Below are 23,792 nucleotides of genomic sequence, written 5' to 3'. Positions count from 1 at the left end.
TTGTTGACATAGAATCCGCGGCAAGCCGGACTCGTCCGGTGAGGCGCAATGTTGCGGGGGCTTGATCCCTGGCGGCATAGGTTGCTGGAACGAGAAAACCCCCGCACGTTGTTTGGTATAAACCGGCAACATAACGGGGGCTAACTTGAATCCAGACAATTCAAGAATAGCCGCGAAAAGTTGCCATTGCAACACAGGCGGTTATATGACGCTCGCGCAGTTAGGCATTGCCTTCTGGCACGATCTGGTTGCTTCGGTCATCGCTGGCATTACTGCCAGTCTGATTGTGAACTGGCTGCGTAACAGAAAGTGACAGGGCTTATGGGCGTCAGCCTGCTGTAATGGAAATATGCGCCCGGACCAGGCCGCAGGGATAAACCTTGCGGCCTTTTTTGTCTTTATTGCAGGTAAGTTCCATCGCTATGTGGCTAACCTGCTGCGATAATGCGTGCGGGGAAGTTTTCAGATAGCGCCTCTCTTAATACGGCTACGATCGGGTATACTCTGACGGCAGTTTCGTCTATCCGTGGAGAGTCAGTTTGCGTGTCAGTCGCTCGTTAACAATTAAGCAGATGGCGATGGTTGCGGCCGTTGTCATGGTGTTTGTTTTTATTTTTTGCACCGTTTTGCTGTTTCATCTGGTACAGCAGAATCGCTACAACACGGCTACGCAACTTGAAAGCATCGCTCGCTCCGTCCGTGAACCTCTGTCGGCCTCTATTCTGAAAGCGGATATCCCCGAAGCGGAAACGATTTTAAGCCGAATTCAGCCCGCGGGTGTGGTCAGCCGCGCTGATGTTGTCCTGCCTAATCAGTTTCAGGCATTACGGATGAGCTTTATTCCCGAACGCCCCGTCCCGGTGATGGTGACTCGCCTGTTTGAACTGCCGGTACAGATTTCATTGCCGGTCTATTCTCTTGAGCGCTCCGCCAACCCGCAGCCTCTGGCGTATCTGGTTCTGCAGGCGGATTCGTATCGCATGTACAAATTCGTCATGAGCACGCTCTCAACGTTAGTGACCATTTACTTACTTTTGTCCTTAATATTGACGGTGGCAATCTCCTGGTGCATTAACCGTTTGATTGTGCATCCGTTACGCAAAATTGCTCGCGAGTTGAACGATATTCCTCAACAGCAGCTGATTGGCTACCAACTGGCGTTACCACGCCTGCATCAGGATGATGAGATTGGTATGCTGGTGCGCAGTTATAACCTGAATCAGCAGATGGTGCAGCGCTACACTGAAGAACAAAACGACCATTCGATGCGGTTCCCGGTTTCTGATCTACCCAACAAGACCTTTCTGATGGGGCTACTGGAGCAGGTCGTTACCCGCCAGCAAACCACGGCGCTAATGATTGTCACCTGTGAGACCCTGCGTGATACCGCGGGTGTATTGACCGAAACCCAGCGGGAGATCCTGTTGCTAACGCTGGTCGAGAAACTGAAATCGGTGCTGGCGCCCAGAATGGTGCTGACCCAGGTGAGTGGCTATGACTTTGCCATTATTGCACACGGTGTGAAGGAACCCTGGCATGCGATTACATTAGGTCAGCAAGTACTCACTATCATGAATGAGCGGCTGCCTATTCAAAGCATTCAGCTACGTCCAAACTGCAACATTGGAGTGGCGATGTATTACGGTGACTTGAGTGCTGAACAGCTATACAGTCGCGCACTCTCGGCAGCATTAACCTCGCGTCGCAGAGGTAAAAACCAAATTCAGTTCTTTGACCCGCAGCAAATGGAAGAAGCACAGCAGCGTTTAACGGAAGAGAATGACATTCTTACCGCACTGGATAATCAGCAGTTTGCGCTTTGGATACAGCCACAGGTAGAGATATCCAGCGGTAAGATGTTGAGTGCAGAAGCGTTATTGCGGATCCAACAACCGGACGGAAGCTGGGAGCTGCCGGAAGGGTTAATCGACAGGATTGAATCCTGCGGTCTGATGATAACGGTCGGCTACTGGATACTTGAAGAGTCCTGTCGCCAGCTTTCCGCCTGGCAGGAGCGCGGCCTGATGTTGCCGCTGTCGGTGAATCTTTCGGCGTTGCAACTGATGCACCCGAGTATGGTGTCTGACCTGCTGGAACTGCTAAACCGCTATCGTATTAAGCCAGGCACATTGATTCTGGAAGTGACCGAAAGCCGACATATCGATGATCCGAACGCCGCTGTGGCTATTTTGCGCCCACTGCGTAATGCGGGTGTACGTATCGCGTTGGATGACTTTGGCATGGGCTATGCGGGGCTTCGACAGCTGCAACACATGAAGTCGCTGCCGGTAGATGTGCTCAAAATCGATAAGATGTTTGTTGAAGGATTACCGGAAGACAGCAGCATGATCACTGCAATTATTCAGTTGGCCCACAGCCTCGATTTGCAGATGATCGCCGAAGGTGTCGAAACCGAAGCGCAGCGAGAGTGGTTATCGCAGGCGGGAGTGGAAGTGGCCCAGGGATTCCTGTTTGCCCGTCCGGTTCCGGCAGATATCTTCGAAGAACGTTATTTAACGAAGGAATGGCCTGATTACAAAAGTTAAAAAAGGTAGCGCTTGTGCGAGCCAGCTCAAATTTTTTAACATTTTTGTATCAATTATGATCTTTGTACATTTCTGTGATGTTGTGTGGGTGTTACTTTAAGGCCGCAGGTTAAATAAAACCTTACAAGACCTGTGGTTTTTACTTTAAGGACACCCTATGAAAACCTCTATCTTCAAAAGCCTTTACTTTCAGGTCCTGACAGCAATTGCCATTGGTATTCTCCTTGGCCATTACTACCCTGAATTAGGCGCCCAAATGAAACCGCTTGGCGACGCGTTCGTTAAGCTTATTAAGATGGTCATCGCACCTGTCATCTTCTGTACTGTCGTCACCGGCATTGCAGGTATGGAAAGTATGAAAGCAGTAGGCCGCACCGGTGCGGTTGCCCTGCTTTATTTTGAAGTGGTCAGTACAATTGCACTGATCATCGGTCTTATCATCGTCAACGTGGTGCAACCTGGTGCCGGGATGAACGTCGATCCGGCGACGCTGGATGCTAAAGCAGTAGCGATTTACGCTGAACAGGCAAAAGACCAGGGGATTGTGGGCTTCCTGATGGATATTATCCCGGGTAGCGTCATTGGGGCGTTCGCCAGTGGCAACATCCTGCAGGTATTGCTGTTTGCGGTAATGTTTGGTTTTGCTCTGCATCGTCTGGGCAGCAAAGGCCAGATGATTTTCAACGTAATTGAAAGCTTCTCGCAGGTCATTTTCGGCATCATCAACATGATCATGCGCCTGGCGCCAATCGGTGCTTTCGGTGCCATGGCCTTTACCATCGGTAAATATGGCGTCGGAACGCTGGTACAGTTGGGTCAGCTGATTATCTGCTTCTACATCACCTGTATTCTGTTTGTGGTGGTGGTGCTGGGATCGATTGCCCGTGCAACCGGCTTTAGCATCTTCAAGTTCATCCGCTATATCCGTGAAGAACTGTTGATCGTTCTGGGCACATCTTCTTCCGAGTCGGCGCTGCCGCGTATGCTCGATAAGATGGAAAAGCTGGGCTGTCGGAAGTCGGTAGTCGGACTGGTTATCCCTACAGGCTACTCGTTTAACCTTGATGGTACGTCGATCTATCTGACGATGGCGGCGGTATTTATCGCGCAGGCAACGAACAGTCATATGGATATCTTCCATCAGATAACTCTGCTGGTGGTGCTGCTGCTCTCCTCGAAAGGGGCTGCGGGTGTTACCGGAAGCGGCTTTATTGTTCTGGCTGCGACTATCTCCGCCGTGGGTCATTTGCCGGTTGCCGGTCTGGCGTTGATTCTTGGTATTGACCGATTCATGTCTGAAGCCCGCGCGCTGACCAACCTGGTTGGTAACGGTGTGGCAACGGTTGTCGTTGCTAAATGGGTGAAAGAACTGGACCACAAAAAGCTGGATGATGTGCTGAATAATCGTGCGCCGGATGGCAAAACGCACGAATTATCCTCTTAATCTCGTCACTTATGCCCGTAGTCCCTTGTAGGGCTACGGGCTCCTGCGCATAATTGACCCCTGTGCCCGAATTCATCAATACGATGGCTTTGGGATTTTTTCACTTCTTCCGTGACATTTTTATGTTCTCGCGGTCTAACACGAAGTGTTTTTAACGTCATATTCAGAGAGTCCTTTCAGGACTGTCTTTTTATTACCAGGATTGTTGATCAGGGGTTCACATGCAGGGCACAAAAATTCGACTTTTAGCGGGCGGCTTGCTGATGATGGCCTCTGCCGGCTATGTGCAGGCAGATGCGCTCCAGCCTGACCCGGCGTGGCAACAGGGCACGCTGGCAAATGGCTTACAGTGGCAAGTTCTCGCCACGCCCCAGCGTCCCAGCGACCGCATAGAGGTTCGCCTGCTGGTTAATACCGGTTCACTCACCGAAAGTACGCAACAGAGTGGTTTCAGCCATGCGATCCCTCGCATTGCGCTGACGCAAAGCGGTGGTCTGGATGCCGCGCAAGCCCGTTCATTGTGGCAGCAGGGGTTCGATCCAAAACGTCCCATGCCGCCCGTTATCGTTTCCTATGATTCCACACTGTATAACCTCAGTTTGCCTAACAGCCGCAATGACCTGCTGAAAGAGTCGTTATCTTATCTGGCGAACATTTCCGGCAAGCTGACCATCACGCCTGAAACGGTCAATCATGCGCTGAATAGCGAAGATATGGTTGCGACCTGGCCTATGGATACCAAAGAAGGGTGGTGGCGTTATCGTCTGAAGGGATCGACGCTGTTGGGACATGATCCCGCCGATCCGCTGAAAACACCAATTGATGCGGCGAAAATTCAGTCGTTCTATCAGAAATGGTATACCCCGGATGCCATGACGCTGATTATCGTCGGTAATGTTGATGCGCGCAGCGTGGCTGAGCAAATCAATAAAACCTTTGGTGAGTTAAAAGGAAAACGCGAAACGCCGGCACCAGTACCTACGCTCTCTCCACTGCGTGCCGAAGCGGTTAGCATTATGACCGATGCAGTGCGTCAGGATCGCCTTTCCATCATGTGGGATACACCGTGGCAGCCTATCCGCGAATCCTCCGCGCTGTTGCGCTACTGGCGTGCTGATTTAGCCCGTGAGGCGCTGTTCTGGCATATTCAGCAAACGCTAACCAAAAACAACGCTAAAGATATCGGCCTTGGTTTTGACTGTCGGGTTCTGTTCCTGCGCGCGCAGTGCGCCATTAACGTTGAGTCTCCGAACGATAAACTGAACGCGAATCTTGGCATGGTCGCGCGTGAACTGGCGAAAGTGCGTGATAAAGGTCTACCGGAAGAAGAGTTCAATGCGCTGGTGGCGCAAAAGAATCTGGAGCTGCAGAAACTGTTTGCCACCTATGGTCGTACCGATACCGATATTTTGATCAGCCAGCGCCTGCGTTCGCTGCAAAATCAGGTAGTGGATATCGCGCCAGAGCAGTACCAGCGTTTACGCCAGAACTTCCTCAACGGCCTGACCGTCGAAATGTTGAACCAGAACCTGCGCCAGCAATTATCGCAAGAGATGGCGTTAATTCTGCTCCAGCCGAAAGGTGAACCTGAATTCAATATGAAGGACTTGCAGGCTACGTGGGATCAAATTATGGCACCTGTGACAACCGCGGCGACTGCTGTCGAAACGGATGAGGCTCATCCTGAAGTGACGGATATTCCGCCGGTGCAATAAGCAGGAATTTCCCTCTCCCGGTCGGGAGAGGGGGAATAAAACTAGTGTGACATTCTATTGTGGCATTGCGTCGCGTGGAATAATCGCCCCACGATGCTGAATAACAGTGCTTGCTGTCAGGTGGCCGCGTTTGGCGGCTTCTGCGGCATCGCCACCGGTTAAGCGTACTGCCAGATATCCTGCGCTGAAGGAGTCTCCTGCAGCCGTGGTATCAATGACCTTCTCTTTCGGTAATTTTACAGCCGGTACATCAATGAGTTCTTCGCCAGCGATGGAAACCAGGCAAGAGTCTGCGCCACGCTTCACAACCACTTCCTGCACACCAGCTGCGTGAGTGCGGGCAATCACCTCGGTAACGGGTTTTTCGCCCCACAATGCGTCTTCATCATCCAGCGTCAGGAACGCGATATTGGTGCATTCCAGCATCTGCTGATACACCTGCTGTGTCTCTTCTTTACTGCTCCACAGACGTGGACGGTAGTTGTTGTCAAATATGACTTTTCCACCGTTGGCGCGGCATTCGCGGAGCAGCGATAGCAGCTTCTCACGGCTGGATGGGCTTAATATCGCCAGGCTTATTCCACTCAGATACAGGTAGTCGAATGTGGCCAGTTCTTCGCAAATGGCGGCAGACTGTTCACTCTCCAGCCAGAATTTTGCCGCAGCTTCATTACGCCAGTAATAGAAGGTGCGTTCACCGGTGTTGTCTGTCTCAATGTAATAGAGACCTGGGAGGCGATTTTCCATACGCTGCGTTAAAGAGGTATCGACGTTTTCGCTGTGCCAGGATTCCAGCATTTGTTGGCTGAAACTGTCAGTGCCCAGCGCCGTCACATAGTGTACGGAAAGTGCCGCAGAATCGACCTGACGGGCGATATAAACGGATGTATTCAACGTGTCGCCACCGAATCCGCGCTGAACATCAGCACCTTTCTGTGACAGCTCAATCATGCATTCGCCAATCACGGCAATCTTTCTGGACATAGTCGTAACCTGCTCTGAAAAAAATTAGCGTTAGTGTGCGCTGTGGGTAGTATGTGGTCAACTATATTAAAACATCGTTCCATTAATTTTTTGAGCCAGCACGTGTTCTGTGTGATTTTTGCCGCTTAGTTTTTTATTTTGCGTTGCGCTGAACGTAAAGTTCTGCGCCCGAGCGCCGATAACCTTTGACGAGTCCGGTCAGTCACACTCTTATTTACAGGACACCTCAGATGATAAAGCAGGTTACCCAGCAGCTAATTACGCCTGATGCGAGTATCGAAAGCTTGCTTGAGCGACGCTATTGGCTGCAGTGCGAGCGTGCTTACACCTATCAGCCGATTTACCAGACCAATGGGCGACTGATGGCCGTTGAGCTGCTGACTGTCGTGAGCCATCCTGATAACCCTTCCCACCGTATTGCGCCGGATCGTTATTTTGCTGAAGTGGCCGTTCGACACCGGGTTGACGTGGTGAAAGAGCAGCTTCACCAGTTGCAGTTAAAAGGCGAATTTTTCAGGGCCCACGGTCTGCTGGCGTCAGTGAATGTTGATGGACCGACGTTAATTGCGATGCGCCAGGAGGCTGAAATACTGAAAATCATCGAATGCCTGCCCTGGCTGCGATTCGAGCTGGTGGAGCATATTCGCCTGCCGAAGGGATCGTCTTTCGCCTCTATGTGCGAGTTCGGGCCACTCTGGCTGGATGATTTTGGTACCGGAATGGCGAATTTTTCGGCCCTCAGCGAAGTCAGTTATGACTACATTAAAGTGGCGCGGGACCTGTTTGTTATGCTGCGCCAGACGCCGGAAGGTCGGAACCTGTTCACGCTGTTATTACAGTTAATGAACCGCTATTGCCGTGGCGTGATCGTCGAAGGTGTAGAAACGCTGGAAGAGTGGCGTGATGTGCAAAACTCACCGGCTTTCGCCGCACAGGGCTATTTCCTCTCTCGCCCGGTCCCACTGGATACCCTTGAAGAGGTGATCTTGTCGCTTTGATATGGTCGTAGCGTGTCTCCTTTTGCCCTGCTGGACTATCTTTAGGACAGGCAAGGATGGAAACGAGGACGTAATATATGACGAAAGCAGGCAAAATAACCGCCATAGTATCAGGGGTTTTCTTGTTGTTGATCGTCGTACTCATCATGGTGATTGCGACATTTGACTGGAACCGGCTCAAACCGACCATCAACCAGAAAGTCTCTACTGAACTTAACCGACCATTCGCCATTCGGGGGGATTTAGGCGTTGTCTGGGAGCGCCAGAAGCAGGAGACCGGCTGGCGAAGCTGGATTCCGTGGCCGCATGTTCATGCTGAAGATATCATCCTCGGCAACCCGCCAGATATTCCTGATGTCACGATGGTACATCTTCCCCGTGTTGAAGCGACGCTTGCCCCATTGGCTTTGTTGACGAAAACCGTCTGGCTACCGTGGATCAAGCTGGTGAAACCGGATGCACGACTTATCCGCCTGTCGGAGAAAAACAACAACTGGACCTTTACCCTGGCGGGAGATGACAATCGCGAACCCAATACTTCGCCGTCTGCCTGGTCTTTCCGTCTGGATAACATTCTGTTCGATCAGGGGCGCATAGCCATCAACGATAAGGTGACTCGCTCTGAGATTGAAATTCTGGTCGATCCGTTGGGCAAGCCGCTTCCCTTTAGTGAAGTGACCGGAACGAAAAGCAAAGAGAGTAGCGCCAGCGTCGGAGACTACGTTTTTGGTCTGAAAGCGCAAGGGCGATATAACGGCGAACCGCTAACCGGGACAGGGAAAATAGGTGGAATGCTGGCATTACGGGGGGAAGGTACGCCTTTCCCGGTACAGGCCGATTTCCGTTCGGATAACACGCGTGTGGCATTTACAGGAACGGTGAAGGATCCGATGAAGATGGGGGGCGTGGATCTCCAGCTTAAATTCTCAGGTGATTCATTAGGGGATTTGTACGATTTGACGGGGGTACTTCTGCCGGACACCCCACCATTTGAAACTGACGGGCGCTTGGTGGCAAAAATCGATACCGGCAAATCTTCAGTTTTTAATTATCGTGATTTTAATGGCCGCATTGGCGACAGCGATATTCACGGTACGCTCGCCTATACCACTGGTAAGCCGCGTCCGAAGCTGGAAGGCGATGTTGAGTCGCGCCAGTTGCGGTTAGCTGATTTGGGACCACTGATTGGCGTCGACTCCGGGAAAGGTGCGGAGCGGGCGAAAAAATCTGAACAACGCAAAGGTGAAAAAAGCGTTCAGCCTGCGGGTAAAGTGTTGCCATACGACCGCTTCGAAACCGATAAATGGAACGTGATGGACGCTGACGTGCGTTTTAAAGGACGACGTATTGAGCACGGCAGTAGCCTGACCATCAGCGATCTCTCCACTCATATCATCCTGAAAAATGCCGACTTGCGGTTGCAGCCGCTGAAATTTGGTCTGGCGGGGGGCAGCATTGTTTCAAGCATCCATTTGCAAGGGAATAAAAAGCCGATGCAAGGAAGTGCGGATATACAGGCTCGCCGCCTGAAGCTGAAAGAGCTAATGCCGGATGTGGAACTGATGCAGAAAACGTTGGGCGAAATGAACGGAGATGCCAGATTTAGCGGTAGCGGGAATTCAGTGGCGGCACTGCTTGGTAACAGTAATGGCAATCTGAAGCTGCTGATGAATGATGGTCTTATCAGTCGAAATCTGATGGAAATTGTTGGACTGAATCTGGGTAACTATATCGTCGGGCAGATATTCGGTGATGACGAGGTCCGGGTGAACTGTGCGGCGGCGAATCTGGATATCGTCAATGGTGTTGCGCGTCCGCAGATTTTTGCGTTCGATACCGAAAATGCGGTCATCAATGTGACCGGAACCGCGAGCTTTGCCTCTGAACAGCTGGATTTAACCATTGATCCCGAGAGTAAAGGTATCCGTATTATCACCCTGCGTTCACCGCTGTATGTTCGCGGGACATTCAAGGATCCACAGGCCGGGGTGAAAGCCGGGCCGCTGATTGCGCGTGGCGCGGTTGCCGCAGCGCTGGCAACCTTAGTCACACCTGCGGCTGCCCTGCTGGCGCTGATTTCACCCTCTGAAGGTGAGGCCAACCAGTGCAGGACTATTTTGTCGCAGATGAAGAAGTGATTGCAGAAGAGAATTGCCGGATAGCACCGCTATCCGGCAAGCAAATTATAACGACTGGTGACGTGTTTCGTGGGTTAACAACAGTGCTATCAGCGTTAATGTCGCCATTGACGCCAGGTAAATGCCGACCGCTGGCAGACCATAGTTTCCCTGCAACCAGGCGGCAATATACGGAGCAACGGAAGCACCAAGGATTGACGAAACGTTATACGAAAATGATGCGCCAGTGTAGCGAACCTCGGTCGGGAAGAGCTCTGGTAGCAGCGCGCCCATCGGGCCGAATGTCAGCCCCATCAGGCTTAACCCCAGCAACAAGAAAGCGAACACCAGCGCCGGATTGCCGGAACCCAGCAGCGGTTTAAAGGCGAACAGCGCGAACAAAATGATAAGCGTAGTGATGATAAGCATACTCTTGCGACGACCAAACGCGTCGGCCAACAGTCCCGCCACGGGAACCATTACGCCAAAGCCAATCACCGCCATCATCAACATCCACAACACTTCATTACGCGGCAAGCCAAGACCCACCGGGGCAGCTGCGGTACTGAACGTCATTGAATAGACGGTCATGATATAGAACAGTGTATAGGTTGCCAGCATGATAAACGTACCGAGGATCGTTACGCGTACATGTTTTGTCAGCAAGGTACCCAGCGGGATTTTAACCTGCTTTTTCGCCGCAGCCACTTTAGCGAAAACTGGCGACTCATGCAGCGAAACACGAACGTACAGGCCGATGATCACCAGCACAGCAGAAAAGATAAACGGTATGCGCCAGCCCCAGCTCATAAACTGCTCATCGGTAAGCAGCCAGGAGAGCAACAGGAACGTGCCGTTGGCAAAGAAGAAGCCGATAGGTGCGCCCAGCTGTGGGAACGAGCCGTACAACGCGCGTTTACGCGGAGGGGCGTTTTCCGTTGCCAGCAACGCTGCGCCGCCCCATTCGCCACCAAGTCCCAAACCCTGACCAAAACGTGCCAGTGCCAGCAGTAGTGGTGCAAAAATACCGATAGTTTCATAACCCGGCAGCAGACCAATGACGACCGTAGAAATCCCCATGGTGAGCAGTGACGCAACCAGTGTCACTTTGCGCCCTACGCGGTCACCGAAATGTCCGAACACGGCAGAACCAATTGGCCGTGCGACAAAGGCGATGGCAAAGGTCGCGAGAGACTGAAGCGTTGCCGCTGCTGGGTCGCCCTGCGGGAAGAAGATATGGGGGAACACGATCACTGCAGCGGTCGCGTATATATAGAAGTCAAAGAACTCAATGGCAGTGCCAATAAGTGAGGCGACGACGACTTTATTGCGCGAGTTGACCGGCGTGTGTTCCTGTTCATTGTCGAGCGTTGTGGCTGTTGCTTGCATAATATTTTCTTATTTTTGGTCGAACGAAAGGTCATATTACGCACAGCAAAAGAGACATTTCAATCTGTAACAAGCGTTGAGTCTGGTCAAAAATATGTCAAAAAGGGGATAATTTTTAGGCTGAAGATTTCTCTTCCATGAAATGCTTCACATAATTTAAAACTTGGATAATAAAACTGGTTTTTGGTTAAATAAAAGTTACGTACTGGATTTATATTCTAAAAAGAGTACCGGATGACGATACAGGTATCTTATCTGGCCTACAGATCCTTGCGGAACGTAAGCCGGAGGCGGCTCACGAATCCGCTGTTGGGATGAGAATTAGCGGTGAGTTTTCCCCGGCATGCGCGGGTCATCTTTGTATTCAGCTGTTGCTATCCAGGCCGCGCAGAATAAGGTCAGGCGGGCGAAGAAATAGAAGAATGCCATCAGCCCTAGCACGGAGCCAAACGCCGCACCTGATGGTGATTGCACCAGCGACGGCAGCATATACGTCATAATAATTTTAATCGCTTCAAACCCAAGCGCCGCAATAAATGTGCCGCGAATAAGCGCTCTCTTACGCGGACGGTGGCGCGGCAATCGCCAGAATATCCAGAAGAACAACAAATAGTTGGCAAAAATTGAGATGGCCAGGCCGATCAGTCGCCAGGCTGGCTTCAGCCATTCGATACCGTCGAGATAAAGTGCAGAGATAATCATCTGCTGAGCGGAACCGGCGATGGACGTAATGGAGAGGGTAACGATCAGCGCAATCAGCAAACCAATCAATGAGACAAAATCGCGCAGGTATTTTATCCAGATTTTTTCCTGATCCTGCGGTGTGCGCTCCCAGACATCCCGCGACTGGGCGCGAATAGCTTCACGTAGATTTCCCATCCAGTTAATACCGGAATAGAGCGCGATCCCAAGCCCCACCAAACCGACGGTGGTACGTTGTTGAACGGCGGTATTGATGGTGTTTTTCAGCGTGGACGCAAGGGTAGGATCGCTGACGTTCATCAGGATTTTATTGAAGATATCCTGCAACAACGTGGGATGTGACGCGAGAATAAAACCGGCAGCGGCAAACGACACCATCAGGATGGGAATCATCGACAGGAACGAGAAATAGGTGATGGCTGCGCCAAACTGATTCCCCATTCGGTCATTAAATCGCTCCGTGGCGCGGATGAGGTGGGCGATAACAGGTTGGCGCTGGACCTTTTCCGCCAGGGTTATGGCCGTTTTCAGAGCCTGGTTCGCCTTCGCGTTGCTCTCAGGCGTTGTGGGAGTTGGTTCTTGTGTATGCGTAGGGTGTTTTGCATCGTGTTCCTGCGTCATCCGGTCGGTAGTCCTTATTTTGTGCACTCAAGTCATTATAGCCTGCTCAAGCCAGAATCCCGAAAATCGGTCTAACAGACTAATCCACATAGTCTTTCATCACGCCGGTTAACCATTCCATAAACAGATGCACCCGACGGGAGAGATTGCGACGGTGCGGATACAATAAAGAAACCGGCATAGGCTCTGGGCGATACTGCGGCAACACTTCGACCAGCGTTCCGGCGCGTAATGCCTCACGTACACCTATGCGTGGTACCTGAATAATGCCTAACCCGGCAAGGCATGCCGCATGGTATGTTTCGGTGCTATTCACCGTCAGCATGCCGCCGGTTTTCACCCATTCTGTGCCGTTTTCTGTCGCCACCTCGAAACCCTGTGAACGCGAGCCTAAATTCACTGAGTAATGCACCACCGCATGTGAAGCCAAATCTTCCAGACTTTCCGGATAGCCAAAACGGGCCAGATATTGTTGGCTGGCACAGTTAACCTGCGTTAGTTTTCCCAGCGGGCGAGCAATTAGCCCGGAATCTTTTAACGTACCAACACGCACCACACAGTCGAAACCTTCACGAATCAAATCTACCAGGCGATCGCTGCTGCTCAGTTCAATTTCAAGACCTGGGTATTGATGTAAAAAATCCGGCAGGCGGGGTATTACCAGATTCTTTGCGACGCCAACCGGCATATCAACCCGCAGCTTACCGCTGATGCTGGCCGGATCGTGATGAAATAACCCGTCCAGTTCATCCAGATTGCTCAGCAGATCTTTAGCACGTTCGTAATAGATCATACCGTCCTGGGTAAGCTGTACGCGTCGGGTGGTGCGGTGAAGAAGCTGCGTACCCAGCGAGTTTTCCAGGGCCTGTATCTGGCGCGATACGCTACCTTTAGGGAGTCCGAGCGTTTCCGCTGCGCGAGAAAAGCTTTCCAGTTCTGCGACGCGGATGAACAACTGCATTGCGTGAATTTTATCCATTGCCATACCTTATTGTTGTTCTGGATGAAACAGTAATGCGTAATCAGCGATATTTATTGTTTTTTTAACACCTAATAAGCTCTGTCTCAATCTTCACAACACCTGAAATGAGGTTTCTTATGACGCAACGTATCGCATTGGTGACCGGTGGCGGTCGTGGACTCGGTAAAAACGCGGCGCTGAAGCTGGCGAACAAAGGAATTGGTATTATTCTGACGTGGAACAGCAATGAAAAAGAAGCGCAGCAGGTTGTGCATGAAATCAGACAATCTGGTGGCAAAGCAGCAGCATTGTCGTTGAATGTCGGAGATATTTCCGCTTTCCCTCTGTTTGTTGAACAGATGCAGGAAGCATTACAGACGCAGTGGCAAAGCGATGGGTTTGATTATTTATTGAACAATGCCGGGATCGGCATTAACGCGCCGTATTCGGCATTCACCGAAGCGCAATTTGACCAACTTTTGAACATCCATTTTAAGGGGCCTTTTTTCCTGACGCAGAGCCTTTTACCGCTGATGAAAAAGGGGGGCAGGATCCTCAATGTCTCGACCGGATTATCGCGTTTTGCCCTGCCAGGCTACAGTGCATATGCTGCCATGAAAGGGGCGATGGAAGTGCTAACCCGTTACCAGGCCAAAGAGCTAGGTGAGCGCGGGATTACTGCAAATATTATTGCGCCAGGGGCGATAGAAACTGATTTTAGCGGTGGGAACGTACGGGACAATGCACAGCTGAATGCCTATATCGCCTCGCAAACGGCGCTGGGACGTGTCGGATTACCGGATGATATTGGTGATGCCATTGCTGCACTACTCAGCGATGACCTGGCCTGGATGACAGCGCAGCGTATCGAGGTATCTGGCGGGATGTTCCTGTAAATCTGCAGGGTGCTTATTCAGTAGGTCGCGGTACCTGCTGAGTAAGCACTTAATGCTATATTGTGTTTTGTAACATATTCTCCGATCATCCGTGGTTCCTTATTTTTAGCCAACGTTATAGACTCTTAGAAATTAATATTTGCAAAGGTATTTTTGAACGCTAAAAATAAGAAGTTCCTTAAGCTTTGACGTAATTTTAAACGCTTTATGTAATCCTTTTTTGTGAGCTGTAACTATTTATAATTTCTGCTTCTTTCCTATCCTGTCATCGGTAGAATGGCCTCTGCCAAATGGTGAGTTCTTATTTTACCCCGTAGGTAATACCCTTCGCGTGTTAAGGCTAATATCTTATTTGGACGGAGAGAAATAATGCAGGTAATAATGTTTGACAGGCAGTCAATATTTATTCATGGAATGAATGTAAGTTTACAACAACGTATTCCAGGAGTGGATGTTCAGGGTGTCAGTCAGGCAGATGACCTTTGGCGAAAACTGGAAGAAAATCCTGATGCGCTGGTGATGCTTGACGGCGATCTTGATGGCGAATTCTGCCGTGGAATACTGCAGCGAATAGCGGAGCTATTTTCGGCGGTAAAAGTGTTGATAACGGCAACAGATTGCCGAAAAAAATGGCTGCAGGAAGTCACTCAGTTAAACGTACTGGCGGTTGTCCCGCGCGATTCTGACGCGGAAACGTTCACGCTGGCGATCAACAGTGTAGCGATGGGTATGATGTTTTTACCCAGAGATTACTTAGCGGTATCAGAGAACGGTAACCAGAATATAAAAGCGTTAAGCGCACGTCAGCGAGAGATCCTGACTATGCTGGCAGCCGGAGAATCTAATAAACAAATTGGTCGGGCGTTAAATATCAGTACCGGGACGGTAAAAGCACATCTTGAATCGCTTTATCAGCGGCTGGAGGTAAAAAACCGTACTCAGGCAGCAATGATGTTAAACGAATCATACTAACGGGTACTTATTTCACAGTCAGAAAGTGTCTGGCTGTGAAATATGAGCGACCCCATTTCTGAAGTACAAAATTGCTTCATCCCAATGCTGAGTATCCACGCAATAAGCGCTTCCTGCTGAAACAGATCGTTAAGTTGTGGCAACTTCGTCCGTATTAATGCCTCGCAGGCATACAAATCATCGAGCAGCAGTTTATCTGCCTGCATGACTGAAATAGGTTTATCGAAGTATTCATCTGCAGTGATTTCATGCCCGTAACCAATGACCCATATACCCTTTTTGTCCTGATACTTTTCCAGTGACAGACCCTGCCATTGTTTAATAAATGCGATACAGGTCGGCGTAAAATGTGCTGAATGGAGCTGCATACCGATCTCTCTTCATGTAAAGATCATCATTCTAAAGAGAACTGCTCGCTATAGTAGTTGCCATTCAGCCGGTTTTTTCAGTAAAACGCCTTATGGCATTGGTGAGAGGTATTCACGCTTTAACAAGCCGAAAATCCAGTCGTCATGCCAGGTTTGATGCAGCCAGTAACTTTCGCGTAGCGTGCCTTCATGAATGAATCCCACCTTTTCCAGCACATGTCGTGAAGCATGGTTGCCTGCGGTGACGCAGGCCGTCAACCGGCGTAGGCCTCCAATTGTAAACGCGAAGTCGCAGATGGCACGCAGGGATTCTGCGCCATATCCTTTACCTTGTGCTTCTGGCGCGAACAAAAAACCGACTTCGGCACATTCATTGTTTTCATGAATATATCCAGTGACGCCAAGCGGTAACCCTGTGTCGTTGTCGCAAACCACCAGACATAGCCAGTGTGGGCTTCCTGGAGACCACTCGGGTAAACGTGAGTTGAATACCGTCAGCACATCTTCTTCAGTGCGTGCGTCGGAGACAAATCGCATCACATCAGGGTTTTGCTGTAATTTTAAAAAGAACGCCCAATCGCCTTGATCCAGTGGGCGACAGGTAAGACGTGATGTTTTTAATACCGGCACAGGCTTATCTCCTGAATAATTTTCAACGATTACGCGGTTATCACTGTAAAACGTATCTATTTGGTATATGAATGTGTTTTAGTCTACAACGGCACACATCTGTGGAGTGCCGCTTTATAAAAAGATAAATAAATACATTGTGAAGTCGCATTTTCGCGGCTCTTTTAGGGATGATAATGACCAATAGCGCGTTACAGGCGACATGTACGCCATTTGAACACTGTTTGGGGATCATCCGCCAGGCATCGGTGGAAATCTTACTGCTGTTAGGCGTACACGTCGCTGAGGGCAAGGATCCACGCTGGTTTCTGGAGCAACTCGATCAGGCCCGGCTGAATTTAGGCGGTTGGGGGATTGTGGCCAGACGGCTTCAGATGAATGATGCGCAACTGAGCCAGTTCACCCTGCGATTGCGCCATCTTCAACAGAATGTGCCTCAGTATGAAAGTGGTCAGGATGTCAGTGAAAATCAGCTGATTTCTGCGCTGCGCTTTGTGGCCTCCCTGGAACATTTGCGCCAGCAGCAGCCGCTGCTGAACTATCAAACCGAGTTTGACACAGGGAGTCAGGACGCACAGGTAAAGGCCCAGCGCCAGCTACGTGCAATAGAGTTAACGCTAAAATCCCTCGTCGCCCGGGTATGGCCGGATCAACACCCGCTAAACAGTTTTCTGAAACAGCATTTTGGCGCCGATCGTCTGCGCCGCTGGCTAAAGCTGGGTGAAGGGCGTGATGCGCTGGACGGTATGATGTTTAGCGAACTGGCGCTGATGGTTGTTGATAAGAAGCTGTTTGTTCGTCACTTTACCCAGATTTTTAATGATACTTCGGTGCTCACACTGTTTGTCGAACCGCGCTTAACGCTGCGTATGTTTCTGGATGACTGCCGTCAGGCACGAAACTGCGTTATCGCTCAGCAGCCGCTGACATCAGTACAATTGATGCTGTTAAATCACCAGTACGGGCAAATTACGCACCCTGTGCAGCGGGCGTTTGAAGAGCGGCGTATCCGTACTAATCCCTCGTCGTATCTGGAATCAGATGAGGACCTCGTCCGCCAGTTCTGGGAAACGGCAAGGCAAAAAGATGAGCAGGCTGGGGGAGATAAACAGGAAATCGCCGACAGTATCGATCCGCCGGATAAACGGGCAAAGCGTACGGCAGAAGAACGCGAGCAGCTCATTTCAGGCATGCTGTGGGTTGCTGTTGGTGTGATGGTGCTGGTGATATCGCTGGGGGCATTCTGGCTCTTCAGTACACCTGCTCCGCTTGCGTCCGCCGGGAAGTCCGTTGAAATTGTGCAGGAAGAACCGCGGCGTGATGCGCCTTCCGCCCGGGAAACGGTGACCCGAATGGGGATCTCCTGGGATTCATTCAATATGCGGGCTGCCATCGATCGCAACGATACTCGCGTCACGTCACTGTTTTTGCAGGGCGGTATGGACTGGAAACTGGCATGGACGGAGCAGGCGTTCTCGACAGGCAATACCGATGTGCTGAAACTGCTGTTACGTTATCCCTCGCAGATGGATGAGGCTAAACCTTGTCAGCAGTTTATGAGTACGCTAAGCCACGCAATGTCGAATGGAGCATCCTTAACGTCGCTGCATAAAAGCTATTTAAAAAGTTTTTGCTCGGTACCGGACGTTGTCGCACGTCAACAATATAACGCCGAACAAGCTCAGTTGCGTGTGGCCGCAGAGCCAAGCGCAGAGAACAAAAAATGGCAGAAAATTCACGCAGCGCTTTATGATGCGATTAACTAACTGCCTGACAAGTATTGCATTATCAGGCAGTAAGGCGATTATGGTTCCCCATACAGGCCGATTAAGCGACGGACCACGCCATTGGTCCAGCCAAAGCCATCCTGTAACGGATATTCCCCGCCGCCGCCTTCTCGCGGCGTGCCGTCCGCGATGTGGTATTTCTCGATGAGTTTGTGATGCTCCTGGTAAAAAATATTAACTGTTTTCAGCCAGTTGCGGGCGATTTCATCCCCCAGGTGGTCATCACCATACAGTTTGAACCCCTGAATTGCCATCCACTGCAACGGCGCCCAGCCATTAGGTTTATCCCACTGCTCGCCGGTTTCATATTCCGTCGCCATAATTCCACCGGGTGTTAGCAGGCGGCTACGCACTGCGTTGGCGAGTCGGTCGGCTTGCTCATGGGTCGCCATACCTACATACAGTGGCACAATACTGGCTGCAGAAAAGAGAGCCATTTGTTCGCGGCGCCAGTCGTAATCACGATAACAGCCATTTTCATCGTCCCACAAATAGCGGTTCACGGCGGTACGGCGGTCACCCGCTTTCTGACGGAACAACGCTTCGGTTTCTCGATCGCCTTTTAGCGCGGAAATATTGGCAATGGTACTTTCCAGCTTGTACAGGAATGCGTTCAGGTCAATAGGGATGAACTGGGTGGTGCGTATACTGGCAAGGCGACCTGCATCGCGAAGCCAGCGTGAGGAGTAATCCCAACCGGAGGCAGCGCCAGCACGCAGATCTCGGTAGACCTCATTGGGGGGACGACCTGAATGTTTGGCGGTCTCTACGTCTTCGAGCCAGGATTCATCGCGAGGAGTATCGCGATCGTCCCAGTAACGGTTGAGCAATGAACCGTCCGGCATTCTGATGACGTGGCGGTAGGCCTGGTTTAGTACCAGGGAGTCGGCACCATCCATCCAGAACGCATACTCCATTTTTAGGTGATCCAGGTAACGACGCGCACCGCGCACGCCATCCTCTTCAAACAATTCCACCATCAGCGCAAATACCGGCGGTTGAGAGCGACTCAGATAGTAAGTGCGATTACCGTTTGGGATGTGGCCATAGTTTTCAATCAACCAGGCAAAGTTATCCGCCATACACTTCAGAAGATCTTCCCGGCCGCTCTCCGCCAGGCCCAGCATGGTGAAGTAGGAGTCCCAATAGTAGGTTTCGCTAAACCGTCCGCCTGGTACAATATACGACTGTGGCAACGCCAGCAGCGAAGACCAGGGAATGTGATCCTGCGGCTCGCGCGTTAGTACTGGCCACAGTTGGTCGATATGCTCTTTCAGCGAGCTATCCGGGTCGGAAACGTATTCACTGGAGGGCGTTTCCGGTAGCCAGAAATGGTTCTCGACGAAGCGTTTCAGATCAAAGTCACGATGTCGTCTGACTTTGCGATAGCGGATAAGAATATCCAGCGGATCCATTTTGGGCGCGCAGTCGGGGAATGTTTTACTGTCGGCAAACAGTTTTGACGACTGGACGTGCTCAAACAGTTCAAGGTAGCGATCGGCTGGCGTCAGGGCATCAGAGGCGGGTAGCCCTTCAATCATCTCTGGCTCGGGCTCTGCCTCAATCATTTCATCCAGCTTTAACTCGCACGGATCCATTTCATAAAGCAGATCGACATCGATCGTGAGTTCTTCTGAAGGGGCGTGGGATAGTTTCTGGTTGAGCATAATGAGAAAGACCTCCGGTGGATGTGGAAAGGGTAAGGCTATTGCCCGGCTGTCTGTTAAGCGTAGACATTCGCTTCGGTATTTGATGGATAAAGCGTGCGCTCAATCACACTTTTATGGTTTTCAGGAATCAATGAATAAATGTATCTCAATGATAACAATGGGTAATTTTTAATTATGCGAAAATGGATATATTTCATTTTCGGAACATTCGATTGCAACGATATGTGAACAGAAATACGTAGTGGCTCCTGCTTATAATAGGCACAGGCTATTCTATTGATAGTTCTGCTCCATGTAATTGATTGATACTTATCAAAATAATATCCCCCTCATTTCCTATGATGGTCAGGTCTGACAAAGACTGCGCATTAATTATTTTAATTTTCTGGGTCACAATAACTCACAACGGTGAGGGTAAAATAATGAAAATCATTACCCGTCTTACCGCGATTGCTATAGCAGGCATCGTGATCGGTTATTTTGGATTATCCGGTTATGTGTGGTACCACGATAATCAACGAAGTAAACAGGCTGATGTTCAGGCCTCTACACTGGAAGCCAATAATAAAGTTTTAGGTTTTTTACGCGAAAAAGGATGCGATTATTGCCACACGCCTTCGGCAGAATTGCCTTTTTATTCTTCTTTTCCTGTCGCTAAACAGTTGATGAATTACGACATCCAACTGGGATATAAATCTTTCAATCTTGAAGCTGTTCGTGCTGCGCTGGTCGCGGATAAACCAGTCTCTCAAAGCGATCTGAATAAAATCGAATGGGTAATGCAGTATGACACCATGCCGCCGACGCGCTACACCGCGCTGCACTGGGCCGGTAAGGTGAGTGATGCGGAGCGCGAAGAGATCCTTGGCTGGATCGCGAAACAACGTGAGCAGTACTACGCCAGTCGTGATACCGCACCTCAACATCGTAATGAACCTGTTCAGCCGATACCGGAAAGCATCCCGACTGACGCCCAAAAAGTGGCCCTTGGATTTACGCTTTATCATGATCCGCGTATATCCGGAGACAGTACGATTTCTTGTGCCCACTGCCATGCCCTGAATGCGGGCGGCGTGGATGGCAGAAAAACGTCAATTGGTGTGGGTGGTGCAGTCGGTCCTATTAATGCGCCGACGGTATTTAACTCGGTCTTTAACGTTGAACAATTCTGGGATGGTCGTGCGCCGACATTGCAGGCTCAGGCGGGCGGTCCACCGTTGAACCCGATTGAAATGGCATCGAAATCCTGGGATGAAATTATCCAGAAACTGGATAAAGATCCGCTACTGAAACAAGAGTTTACCGCAGTCTACCCCCAGGGATTCAGCGGCGATAATATTACCGATGCCATTGCTGAGTTTGAGAAAACGCTGATTACGCCAAATTCGCCGTTCGATAAGTGGTTACGCGGTGATGAAGCGGCGTTAACTGCCCAGCAAAAGCATGGTTATCAGTTGTTTAAGGATAACAAGTGCGCGACCTGTCATGGCGGTATTATTCTGGGTGGACGTTCATTTGAACCATTGGGTTTGAAAAAGGACTTTAATTTCGGTGAAGTGACAGCCGCTGATATTGGCCGTATGAATGTTACCAATGAATTACGTGACAAATTGCGCCAGAAAGTACCGGGATTGCGTAACGTTGCACTGACGGCACCTTATTTCCATCGGGGTGATGTTCCAACGCTCGACGGTGCTGTCAAACTGATGCTGCGCTATCAGGTTGGCAAAGAACTCCCGCAGGAAGATATCGACGATATCGTTGCGTTCCTTGAAAGCCTTAACGGGGTTTATACGCCGTATATGCAGAGTAAGTAATCAATACAATGCCGGATGGCGGCTGATGCCCTATCCGGCCTACTGATTGCCGTGACTTTTAGGCCTGGTAAGCGTAACGCCGACGCATGTCACTGTTACTATTCGACGGTCAGTAGGGGAACGAATTCATCTCTGGCAACTGCCAATTCGACGACACTTCAACAAGCCTACCATCTCATACATCAATAAAACTGTATATTTTTCGGTTCATCTTCAATACTCTCGGCCCCGAATTATTTGTAACACTTATTTTAAACGATGAAGACGTACAGAAATAAGAAAAAATACCGCTACGTCGGATTATATGTATTTGTTTATAAATTGTTATTTGTTGTCTTTTTATACCATGACTTGATTATTATATAGCTTATATTTGGGGTGGAAGATATCCTGTAATATATAAAAGCGTTTCATTTTTATTACTTATAATTTTTTATCGTTACCAGATTACGGTAGTTGCGAAATAGTTCTCAAGTCTGTAGTTGACGGCTTTTTTATAGGATGTTCAAAATGAAGGCTGTATATATTATTTCAGATAATCAGTATTTCGCGCTTGGTGCTGCTGCGTTAATAAAGCATCAGCAAGCAATCATTGTTTCTCCTGAGGAACTGCTAAATCAGAACCCAGGGATCAATAGTGGCGATTGCTATATTTTCGTCCGGAACAGGGTGTTGCATCGCCGTCTGTGCTGTTATTTGAAGCAGACGAACTGCAACCTTATTTTTTTTCTGCCCGGTTTGCGTTACCGCAGTGGAACGAAATTGTTGCCCTGTTTCTGGCCCGCCAGAATATCAGCGAAAAGTTTTCGTGAGCGATCGGCGCAGGTTGCCAGATATTTCAGCAGGAGTTGCCCGGAAAATACTACGCTGTCAGGTCGTGCGCGTATGAGCATGGCTGCGGCGGGGCTGGAGCGTTATATGCGCTGGGTAAGAGCACGCAGTATTTCACACCAGGCTGCTCACAGTCATCACCGGGCTCTTATTAAAACTGTAGGCATCGAGAACGTAAGCATTCACACTTTATTTCTTTCAGAATACATTGCGGCCAGTCATATCGCCTTGTCATGACTGATAGAGAATGGATCTTTCAAATGTGAATGGCCCAATGATTCTGGGGGCTTACATATACACACTATTCAGTAAGGAAAACTGGCCTTTTACAACCAGTTTTCCAGAGCTGAGAACATGTATAGCTGCGTTTTCAATATTAACGCATCGTGACAAACTCTTCCGCTGCGGTCGGGTGTATTGCAACGGTATTGTCGAAGTCTTTCTTGGTTGCGCCCATTTTCAGTGCGACCGCGAAGCCCTGCAACATTTCATCCATACCAAAGCCGATGCCGTGGATACCGACAATCTTCTCTTCCGGCCCTACACAAACCAGCTTCATACGGCACGGCTGACGATGAGTTGTCACCGCGGTGTACATCGCGGTAAACGATGATTTATACACTTTTACCTGGTCATCGCCATGCTGTTCGCGAGCCTGCTGTTCGGTCAAGCCTACAGTACCAATCGGCGGGTGGCTGAAGACCACGGTCGGGATGTTGCTGTAGTCCAGATGTTCGTCCGGTTTGTTGTTAAACAGACGTTCGGACAGACGGCGACCTGCGGCAACGGCAACAGGTGTCAGTTCAACGGCACCCGTGTTATCACCGACAGCGTAAATGCCTTTTACGTTAGTATTCTGGAATTTATCAACGACGATATAACCTTTTTCATTGGTTTTCACGCCCGTTGCCGCCAGGTTTAAATTATCGGTTGCCGGTTCGCGACCGATTGCCCAAATCAGACAATCCACAGTTTCGCTGCGACCATCTTCTAGCTCCAGGGTCAGGCTGCCGTCTGCGTTTTTAACCACTGCTTTCGGGATGGCATGCGTATGCAGAGTCGGGCCTTCGGCGTTCATCACTTCAACCAGGGTTTCAACAATCATCGGGTCAAAACTGCGCAACGGCGCATGTTTACGCACGAACAGGTGTGTTTCTGCACCCAGGCCGTTAATTACGCCAGCCAGCTCAACGGCGATGTAACCCGCACCGACAACCGCAACGCGCTTCGGCAGGGCTGGCAGTTCAAAGAAGCCATCTGAATCAATGCCGTATTCCACACCGGGAATATTCGGGTGGCTCGGGCGACCACCGGTTGCAATCAAAATATGGTCGGCAGTGATGG

The 23,792-nt window shown here is 50.2% G+C and carries 19 protein-coding genes; 11 read left to right on the top strand and 8 right to left on the bottom strand.

Annotation, left to right across the window (positions count from 1 at the left end):
* The first annotated feature begins 205 nt into the window (after positions 1-205).
* The 4 genes from AACS05_RS22525 (at position 206) to AACS05_RS22510 (ending at position 5,705) form a co-directional block, all read left to right on the top strand.
* A complete protein-coding gene (locus AACS05_RS22525) occupies positions 206-313 on the top strand; it encodes a type I toxin-antitoxin system toxin Ldr family protein (protein WP_045448654.1) in 108 nt (35 codons plus the stop codon).
* 226 nt (positions 314-539) lie between these two features.
* On the top strand, positions 540-2,546 hold the full coding sequence (gene hmsP / locus AACS05_RS22520; protein ID WP_071829050.1) for a biofilm formation regulator HmsP: 2,007 nt from the start codon (positions 540-542) through the stop codon (positions 2,544-2,546).
* Between the two features lie 157 nt (positions 2,547-2,703).
* Positions 2,704-3,990 (top strand): C4-dicarboxylate transporter DctC, encoded by a 1,287-nt coding sequence (dctA, locus tag AACS05_RS22515; protein WP_045448651.1) that lies wholly within the window; start codon positions 2,704-2,706, stop codon positions 3,988-3,990.
* A 221-nt stretch (positions 3,991-4,211) separates the two neighbouring features.
* Positions 4,212-5,705 (top strand): M16 family metallopeptidase, encoded by a 1,494-nt coding sequence (locus AACS05_RS22510; protein ID WP_045448650.1) that lies wholly within the window; start codon positions 4,212-4,214, stop codon positions 5,703-5,705.
* 54 nt (positions 5,706-5,759) lie between these two features.
* Here the strand turns inward: AACS05_RS22510 and AACS05_RS22505 are convergent, their stop codons facing one another.
* Complete coding sequence (locus AACS05_RS22505; RefSeq protein ID WP_045448645.1) at positions 5,760-6,689, bottom strand: sugar kinase; 930 nt, start codon at positions 6,687-6,689, stop codon at positions 5,760-5,762.
* A gap of 230 nt (positions 6,690-6,919) precedes the next feature.
* Between AACS05_RS22505 and pdeH the strand changes: the two genes are divergently transcribed.
* Both pdeH and AACS05_RS22495 read left to right on the top strand, forming a co-directional pair.
* The gene (gene pdeH, locus AACS05_RS22500) at positions 6,920-7,687 is read left to right on the top strand and encodes a cyclic-guanylate-specific phosphodiesterase (RefSeq protein WP_045448643.1); all 768 of its coding nucleotides are present in this window, start codon (positions 6,920-6,922) and stop codon (positions 7,685-7,687) included.
* A gap of 77 nt (positions 7,688-7,764) precedes the next feature.
* Entirely contained in the window at positions 7,765-9,825 is a 2,061-nt protein-coding gene (locus AACS05_RS22495) for an AsmA family protein (RefSeq protein WP_045448641.1), read from the top strand.
* A gap of 45 nt (positions 9,826-9,870) precedes the next feature.
* On the opposite strand, the gene AACS05_RS22490 is transcribed toward AACS05_RS22495, so the two are convergent.
* The 3 genes from AACS05_RS22490 to AACS05_RS22480 form a co-directional block, all read right to left on the bottom strand.
* Complete coding sequence (locus AACS05_RS22490) at positions 9,871-11,193, bottom strand: MFS transporter (protein WP_045448639.1); 1,323 nt, start codon at positions 11,191-11,193, stop codon at positions 9,871-9,873.
* Between the two features lie 321 nt (positions 11,194-11,514).
* Positions 11,515-12,516: an inner membrane protein YhjD gene (gene yhjD / locus AACS05_RS22485; protein ID WP_045448637.1), complete on the bottom strand. Its 1,002-nt coding sequence runs from the start codon at positions 12,514-12,516 to the stop codon at positions 11,515-11,517.
* 79 nt (positions 12,517-12,595) lie between these two features.
* Positions 12,596-13,495, bottom strand: a complete 900-nt coding sequence (locus tag AACS05_RS22480; RefSeq protein WP_045448635.1) for a LysR family transcriptional regulator — start codon at positions 13,493-13,495, stop codon at positions 12,596-12,598.
* A gap of 119 nt (positions 13,496-13,614) precedes the next feature.
* Here AACS05_RS22480 and AACS05_RS22475 point away from each other — a divergent pair, with 119 nt between their 5' ends.
* Both AACS05_RS22475 and AACS05_RS22470 read left to right on the top strand, forming a co-directional pair.
* Positions 13,615-14,373: an SDR family NAD(P)-dependent oxidoreductase gene (locus AACS05_RS22475; protein WP_045448633.1), complete on the top strand. Its 759-nt coding sequence runs from the start codon at positions 13,615-13,617 to the stop codon at positions 14,371-14,373.
* Between the two features lie 369 nt (positions 14,374-14,742).
* Complete coding sequence (locus tag AACS05_RS22470; RefSeq protein ID WP_045448631.1) at positions 14,743-15,345, top strand: helix-turn-helix transcriptional regulator; 603 nt, start codon at positions 14,743-14,745, stop codon at positions 15,343-15,345.
* Here AACS05_RS22470 and AACS05_RS22465 read toward each other — a convergent pair.
* Positions 15,342-15,713, bottom strand: a complete 372-nt coding sequence (locus AACS05_RS22465) for a glycoside hydrolase family protein (protein ID WP_045448629.1) — start codon at positions 15,711-15,713, stop codon at positions 15,342-15,344. The two genes, AACS05_RS22470 and AACS05_RS22465, sit on opposite strands and share 4 nt — an antisense overlap.
* Before the next feature lie 90 nt (positions 15,714-15,803).
* Positions 15,804-16,343: a GNAT family N-acetyltransferase gene (locus AACS05_RS22460; RefSeq protein WP_045448627.1), complete on the bottom strand. Its 540-nt coding sequence runs from the start codon at positions 16,341-16,343 to the stop codon at positions 15,804-15,806.
* A 176-nt stretch (positions 16,344-16,519) separates the two neighbouring features.
* Between AACS05_RS22460 and AACS05_RS22455 the strand changes: the two genes are divergently transcribed.
* Positions 16,520-18,109, top strand: coding sequence for an STY4199 family HEPN domain-containing protein (locus AACS05_RS22455; RefSeq protein ID WP_045448625.1), 1,590 nt, complete (start codon positions 16,520-16,522; stop codon positions 18,107-18,109).
* Positions 18,110-18,147: 38 nt separating this feature from the next.
* On the opposite strand, the gene AACS05_RS22450 is transcribed toward AACS05_RS22455, so the two are convergent.
* Positions 18,148-19,797: an alpha,alpha-trehalase gene (locus AACS05_RS22450; RefSeq protein WP_045448623.1), complete on the bottom strand. Its 1,650-nt coding sequence runs from the start codon at positions 19,795-19,797 to the stop codon at positions 18,148-18,150.
* 425 nt (positions 19,798-20,222) lie between these two features.
* Here AACS05_RS22450 and AACS05_RS22445 point away from each other — a divergent pair, with 425 nt between their 5' ends.
* Entirely contained in the window at positions 20,223-21,617 is a 1,395-nt protein-coding gene (locus tag AACS05_RS22445; RefSeq protein ID WP_045448622.1) for a cytochrome-c peroxidase, read from the top strand.
* Between the two features lie 510 nt (positions 21,618-22,127).
* Positions 22,128-22,685 (top strand): hypothetical protein, encoded by a 558-nt coding sequence (locus tag AACS05_RS22440; RefSeq protein WP_136345375.1) that lies wholly within the window; start codon positions 22,128-22,130, stop codon positions 22,683-22,685.
* Between the two features lie 139 nt (positions 22,686-22,824).
* Here AACS05_RS22440 and gorA read toward each other — a convergent pair.
* A partial coding sequence (gorA, locus tag AACS05_RS22435) for a glutathione-disulfide reductase (RefSeq protein WP_045448620.1) occupies positions 22,825-23,792 on the bottom strand: 968 nt, incomplete at its 5' end.

The organism is Citrobacter sp. S-77, from assembly GCF_963864895.1.
GTDB lineage: Bacteria > Pseudomonadota > Gammaproteobacteria > Enterobacterales > Enterobacteriaceae > Citrobacter > Citrobacter murliniae.
The sequence above is the reverse complement of the archived record's forward strand: the minus strand, read 5'-3'. Positions and strand labels throughout refer to the sequence as shown.

Coding starts and splice junctions, on each gene's coding strand:
- AACS05_RS22525 (WP_045448654.1), top strand. CDS start 206: ATGACGCTCGCGCAGTTAGGCATTGCCTTCTGGCACGATCTGGTTGCT.
- dctA (WP_045448651.1), top strand. CDS start 2,704: ATGAAAACCTCTATCTTCAAAAGCCTTTACTTTCAGGTCCTGACAGCA.
- AACS05_RS22510 (WP_045448650.1), top strand. CDS start 4,212: ATGCAGGGCACAAAAATTCGACTTTTAGCGGGCGGCTTGCTGATGATG.
- AACS05_RS22505 (WP_045448645.1), bottom strand. CDS start 6,689: ATGTCCAGAAAGATTGCCGTGATTGGCGAATGCATGATTGAGCTGTCA.
- pdeH (WP_045448643.1), top strand. CDS start 6,920: ATGATAAAGCAGGTTACCCAGCAGCTAATTACGCCTGATGCGAGTATC.
- AACS05_RS22495 (WP_045448641.1), top strand. CDS start 7,765: ATGACGAAAGCAGGCAAAATAACCGCCATAGTATCAGGGGTTTTCTTG.
- AACS05_RS22490 (WP_045448639.1), bottom strand. CDS start 11,193: ATGCAAGCAACAGCCACAACGCTCGACAATGAACAGGAACACACGCCG.
- yhjD (WP_045448637.1), bottom strand. CDS start 12,516: ATGACGCAGGAACACGATGCAAAACACCCTACGCATACACAAGAACCA.
- AACS05_RS22480 (WP_045448635.1), bottom strand. CDS start 13,495: ATGGATAAAATTCACGCAATGCAGTTGTTCATCCGCGTCGCAGAACTG.
- AACS05_RS22475 (WP_045448633.1), top strand. CDS start 13,615: ATGACGCAACGTATCGCATTGGTGACCGGTGGCGGTCGTGGACTCGGT.
- AACS05_RS22470 (WP_045448631.1), top strand. CDS start 14,743: ATGCAGGTAATAATGTTTGACAGGCAGTCAATATTTATTCATGGAATG.
- AACS05_RS22465 (WP_045448629.1), bottom strand. CDS start 15,713: ATGCAGCTCCATTCAGCACATTTTACGCCGACCTGTATCGCATTTATT.
- AACS05_RS22455 (WP_045448625.1), top strand. CDS start 16,520: ATGACCAATAGCGCGTTACAGGCGACATGTACGCCATTTGAACACTGT.
- AACS05_RS22450 (WP_045448623.1), bottom strand. CDS start 19,797: ATGCTCAACCAGAAACTATCCCACGCCCCTTCAGAAGAACTCACGATC.
- AACS05_RS22445 (WP_045448622.1), top strand. CDS start 20,223: ATGAAAATCATTACCCGTCTTACCGCGATTGCTATAGCAGGCATCGTG.
- AACS05_RS22440 (WP_136345375.1), top strand. CDS start 22,128: ATGAAGGCTGTATATATTATTTCAGATAATCAGTATTTCGCGCTTGGT.